Raw genomic sequence first — 6,430 nt, forward strand, 5'->3', positions numbered from 1 at the left:
GTGAAATCATTTCTTTTTAGAAAACTGATTTAGAAAACAAAGTCGATGGAATCTGGCGAGAAGCCTTCCGGCTGCTCGTCCGAGTTCACCTGAATTTCGCTTAATAGCAAATCTGGATTGGCTCCAACCTGTGACAGGATCGCTATCAAATCTCCGGTTAATCGTTCAATAGCATCTGCGCCAAACAGCTTTGTGCAATATTCGAAGGAACCCTTGATCTGCCCGTCTTCATCACTCACGGACAAGGTCAAATCGAATTTGGAGGTCCTGTGTTCCTGAACATACGGACTAAAGGACAGTGTTTCAAGCTGCGCTTCCTGTGACTCCGTATTTTGCAGTACAAACATGGTGTCAAACAACGGATTACGGCTTGCATCCCGCGCTACATCCAGCTTTTCCACCAACTCCTCAAGCGGATAATCCTGATGCTCGAAGGCTTGCAGCGTACGTTCTCGGGCTTCCAGCAGGTAGCTGTGGAACGTTTGGTTGCCCTGCGGCTGGTGTCGGATGGCTAGTGTATTAACGAACATGCCGATCAGTGGCTCCAGTTCTGGCAACAAGCGGCCTGCTACCGGCGTACCGATGATCAGATCATCCTGACCGCTGTATTTGGACAGTAGGATGGTATAGGCACTCAGTAGCACCATGTACAGCGTACTTCCGGTCTGTACCGCAATTCGGCGCAGTTGCTCGGATACATTCGGGTCCACTGTAAATTCATACATTGCTCCCTCGAAGCTGCGAACAGCAGGTCTAGGATAAGCAATCGGCAGATCCAGTACAGGCAACTCTCCGGCTAAATGCTCCAGCCAGAACTGTTCCCGGCGTTGGTATGATTCACGCTGCATTTCATGCTGCTGCCACACGGCATAGTCCTTGTACTGAATGGGCAGCGGCGCCAAGGCCTGTCCCTCGTACAGTTGTCCCAGCTCCTGCACGATATTGTTAGACGACACACCGTCTGAAATAATATGGTGCATGTCGTACATCAGGAGATGACGTTCGGGTCCGGTTTGAATGAGACGGACACGCAGCAGAGGTGCCTGCTGAAGATCGAAGCTGCGTACAAAAGACTCGATATAGGCTTCGGCTTCGGACTCATGGGCCTGCAGGCGCTCTACTGCAAACGCCACCTGATCGTAAACCCGCTGAACAACCTCGCCGTCCACCATTTCGAAGGAAGTTCGCAGCGTTTCATGGCGGGCTATTAACTGACGGAACGCATCCTCCAGTCGATCTGCCTGAAGCGGCCCCTCCACGACTAATACACCCGGCATATTGTAGCTGACATCCCCACCGTCCAGATGGCTCAAAATATACAGTCGTTTTTGAGCCGAGGAAGCAGGATAGTAAGACTGTTTGGCAGCTGCAGGGATCACCGTATAGGTGTCTGTGCCCTGCGCGGTGATCAGTTGGGCTTGCTGCTCAATCGTAAAGTGCTGGAACACCTCACGCAGTGTAATTCGGCTGCCCAGTTCCTGATGGATTTTGGCCACCAGCGTCGTGGCCCGCAGGGAGTGTCCACCCATATCGAAGAATGAGTCGGTGACTCCTACGCTGGACAGCTTCAAGACATCCTGCCAGATTTGGGCTAGCTTGGCCTCCAGTGGCGTCCGCGGTGCCACATACTCTAGGCCTCCTTCAAGGCGTGCTTCCGGTGCTGGCAATGCCTTCCGGTCGATTTTCCCGTTTGGCGTCAGCGGGAAACGATCCAGCTGTACCACATACGTCGGGATCATGTAATCCGGCAGCTTCGGCTGCAGCGCATTCCGTAGTTCTGGTAGACTTAGCGACTCCGAAGCTACGATATAGGCACACAGATCCTTGTGCCCGTCTTCATTTTCCCATGCTGTGACTACAGCTTTCTGAATGCCGTCCACGGTCAGCAGCTGTGCTTCCACCTCGCCCAGCTCGATCCGATACCCGCGAATTTTGACCTGATGGTCGATCCGGCCTAAATACTCGATACTGCCATCCGGCAGCCACCGTGCCAGGTCGCCTGTCCGGTACATCCGGTTTGCGTAAGTGCTGTCCGCTGGATCAGCGGCCGTCGCCTCAGCAAACGGATTCGGGACAAACTTCTCAGCCGTCAGTTCCGGCAGGTTGAGGTATCCTCGTGCGATACCTGCCCCTCCGATATAGAGTTCACCCGCGATCCCCATCGGTACCAGCTGTTGTCGAGTGTTCAAGATGTACACAGCCTGGTTGGCTATCGGCGTTCCGATGGATACCGTGTGCTCCCCTTTTTCCAGCAGTACATTCAGCGACTCTACATCTTCAATCGTATAGGCGGTTGCATCTACGGTCGCTTCGGTCGGGCCATACACGTTCGTAATGACCGGACGATACCCGGACCATTTGTGCAGGAACACATGGACCAACTGCACGGATAAGGCTTCGCCCCCGATCAGGTAATGCTTCACATCCGGCGCTTCTGTCACGCTGACGCTTTCGTTCAAAATATGCAGATGCGCTGGTGTGCCGTCCGACAGATCAATCCGGTGCGTGCGGTAGTAGGCGATCAAATGCTCTCCGCTCAGGCTGACGTCACGGGACACCACATGCAGGGTATGACCTAGCAGCAAGCTGGCAAAGATTTGCTTCACCGAAGCGTCAAATACAAATGCGGACAGCCATGCGATGTGAAGCGGCTGAGCATACCGACTGTACACTCGCTCATATAAAGCGTCTACCAGATTGCCGACACTGCCTTGCTCAATCATAACCCCTTTCGGCTGACCGGTTGTACCTGACGTGTAAATCATATAGGCCAGGTTATGCAGGCCGGCGACAGGGATCAGGTTGCTCGCATCCTGTGCTCCCCATTGAGCTTGAACGCCCTCATCGTCAAGGACTATAGCTTCTACTGTGGATGGCAAGCTCAGCGAGAGGTTGGCGGCTCTGCTGGTGATCACGACCTTGGCCCCACTGTCTTGAAGCATGTAGTCGATCCGTTCCTGTGGATACATCGTATCCATTGGCACATACGCGCCTCCGGCCTTCAGTACCCCCAGAATGCTCACCAGAAGATCCGCAGAACGTTCCAGCAGTACGCCTACCGGTTGATCTGCTTCAACACCTTTCGCCCGTAGCACACGGGCCAACCGGTTCGCCTGCTCATTCAGCTCAGCGTAGGTTAGCGTCATATTCCCAGATACAACGGCTATCCGCTCAGGGCTGTTTTTCGCTTGCTCTTCAAAACGCTCGCTGAGCGACAGACCTTGGAGTGTTCCACGCACGCTGTGCGCGTTCGGATCATTGAACACCTTCAGAATCTGTTCGGTTTCTTCGGTCGTAATCAGTTCCAGCTCACCCAGCTTCGCATCCGGGTTTGCCGCCACGGCTTCGGCTAAGCGAATAAAGTGACGTGTCATCCGTTCAACGGTTTCCCGTTGATACAACGCAGTTGCATATTGCAATCCGAACTGGATGCCTGCCTCTTCCTCTCTGGCTTCCAGCGTGAAGTCAAACTTCGCCGGTGTTTGCTCCAAGCCGTATGGACGGAAGCTCAGATCTGCCAGTTGCAGTTCGCCTTCCTCGGTCGTTTGCAGGGTAAACATCGTATCGAACAGCGGATGGCGACTCATATCCCGCTTCACATTCAGCTTTTCCACCAGTTCCTCAAATGGATAGTCCTGATGTTCGTAGGCTTGCAGAGCCTGAACCTTCACTTCTTCCACGTAGCTGCGGAAGGTATGTTCCGCTGTCGGATAGTTTCGCAGTGCCAACGTACCGACGAACATGCCGAGGATCGGCTCCAAATCGGCATGCGGTCGTCCGGCAATCGGCGTGCCGACGACAATGTCCTCTTGGCCGCTGTATTGATGCAAGAGTGCGGTGTACGCCGCCAGCAGCACCATATACAGGGTAGAGCCTGTGTGCGCCGCCAGTTCCTTCAGGCGTTCGCTCACTTCGCGTTCCAGCCCAAACACCACGGTATCGCCTGCCGTACTTCGTATCGACGGACGGGCAAAGTCTGTCGGTAAATCCAGCACAGGCAGTTCCCCCCGGAAGGTGTCCAGCCAGTAGGCTTCCTGACGCTGCATCCATTCCTGATGGACCTCGCTTTGTTGCCATACGGCATAATCTTTGTACTGTATCCGCAGTGGCGGCAGCTCTTCACCGTCATACAAGCGGACAAATTCTTCAGTCAGTACCCCCATAGACACCCCATCCGAAACGATGTGGTGCATGTCGAGCATGAGTACATGCTGCGGTTCCTGCTCAGTTCCGGATACGCCCAGATCTACTAGGCCCACCCGCAACAGCGGCGCAGCTTTTAGATCAAACGGACGGACAAAGCAACTCACCAGCTCATCCACTTCCTTGCCGACCCTCGTGTCTGTATCCGTAGTCGCACCTTCTGCTTGTACCTTCGTATATTCCACCTCGAACGGCACAGTATCCTCAACCCATTGCATCGGCTCACTGTCGATCAGATCAAAGCGGGTGCGCAAGGACGCATGACGGGCGATCAGTTGACGGAATGCATGTTCCACTCGCTTCACGTCCAGCGGACCGCTCACTTGCAGCACCGATGGCATGTTGTAGTTCACATCCTGCGGATCGAACTGATGCAGCACGTACAGTCGCTTTTGCGCCGAGGACAGGGGATAGAAGCTACGCTCTTCCGTTACCGGAATGGACGCATACGTTACTTGATCCAGCTGTTCCAATACAACGGCCAGTTGCTCAATCGTTGGTGCTTCAAAAATACTGCGCAGGGGAAGCGGCTTGTTCAGTTCCTTGTGAATCTTCGAGGCCAGTGTGGTCGCCCGCAGCGAGTGTCCGCCAATCTCGAAGAAGTTTTCCTTCACACCGACCTGAGTGAGGCCTAGTACATCCTGCCAAATTTGCGCCAGTTTCACTTCCACCCACGTTCGCGGTGCGACATAGTCGGCTCCGGTTTGCAGGCTGCCTTCTGGTGCTGGCAGGGCCTTGCGGTCGATTTTACCGTTCGGTGTCAGCGGCATTTGCTTCAACTGTACCAAGAAAGAAGGCACCATGTAGTTTGGCAGCTCCTCACCCAGTAAACTGCGCAGTTCACCAGCGCTTACTTCTCTTTCAGCGACATAGTACGCCACCAGTTGATTTTGTCCCTGCTCGTCCGCTTGGGCCAGGACGATGACCTCTTGTACGTCCTCCACTTTCAATATTTGTGCCTCGACTTCGCCCAGCTCAATCCGGTAACCCCGGATCTTTACTTGATGGTCAATCCGGCCCAAGTATTCGATGTTTCCGTCCGGCATCCATCTTGCCAAGTCGCCTGTGTGGTACATCCGCTCATACCCGGCTTCGCCAGCCGCAAACGGATTCGGTACAAATTTCTCCGCCGTCAGTTCTGAACGATCCAGGTAACCACGCGCCAGACCCGGACCAGACACGCACAGCTCACCTGCTACGCCGACCGGAGCCAAATGTCCATGCCTATCCACCATGTATACCCGGTGATTCGGCATAGGACGACCGATGGAAATAAGCTGTCCTGCTCTCTCATCCTTGGATACCGGCCAGATGGATGTCGCTACCGAGTTTTCGGTTGGACCATAGCCATTGTAGTACGCCACCTGATCCTTCCACTTGTATACCAGCTCTGTTGAAGCGGCTGAACCCGCAGTGACCAGAATACGCAGATTGGGCATCCGCTGCGGCTCCAGATACACCGCATAGGTGGGCGGCAAAGCTGCCACCGTGATGTGGTGATCCGCCATATATTGTTCAAACCGTTCGTAGTCCAAAATCGTCTCTGACGTTGGCACGTACAACGTGGCTCCGCAGAATAGAGCTTGGAAGATTTCCCAGCAAGCCGCATCAAACGAGTAGCTGGCAAACAGCAACATATGATCTAAGGTACTGATCTCGAATTCCTGATCAAAATACGTTTTCAGATTACATAGCCCATGATGCTCCAGCATAACGCCCTTCGGCTGCCCCGTTGTCCCCGATGTATAGATCACATACGCCAGATCGTTCGGACCGGACAACGACTCCAGATTGGAACCATCCTCGTGATACACACTTTGTGCTCCATCCAGCACCAGCATGTGACCGTCAAAAGCTACCTTGTCCACCAGATGGCTTTGCGTCAACAACAGCTTCGCTCCCGAGTCATCCAGCATATAGCGGATACGCTCTTCCGGATAGGTTGGATCGATAGGTACATATGCTCCTCCGGCTTTCAAAATGCCGAAGATACCCACGATCATGTCTATCGAGCGTTCGGTCATCAGACCTACCAAACGATCTTTCGTCACACCTTGACTGCGTAAGGTACGAGCCAAACGATTCGCACGTTCATTCAGTTCGCGATAACTCAGTTGCTCTCCTTCGAAGTACAACGCTGGCTGCTCTGGTGTGTGCGCCGTTTGTGTCTCAAACAGACCATGGATCGTTTGCTCGCTTGGATACTCGGCGGCTGTATCTCCCCATA

Annotated in this window: 1 protein-coding gene; it reads right to left on the bottom strand. The window is 54.0% G+C overall.

Annotated features, from left to right (window positions below; genetic code table 11):
* Positions 1 to 29 precede the first annotated feature (29 nt).
* Positions 30 to 6,430, bottom strand: a 6,401-nt coding sequence (locus MMB75_RS23010; protein WP_277511068.1) for an amino acid adenylation domain-containing protein, incomplete at its 5' end; no start/stop codon positions are given.

It is taken from the genome of Paenibacillus sp. P2(2022) (assembly GCF_029522175.1).
Taxonomy (GTDB): domain Bacteria; phylum Bacillota; class Bacilli; order Paenibacillales; family Paenibacillaceae; genus Paenibacillus; species Paenibacillus polymyxa.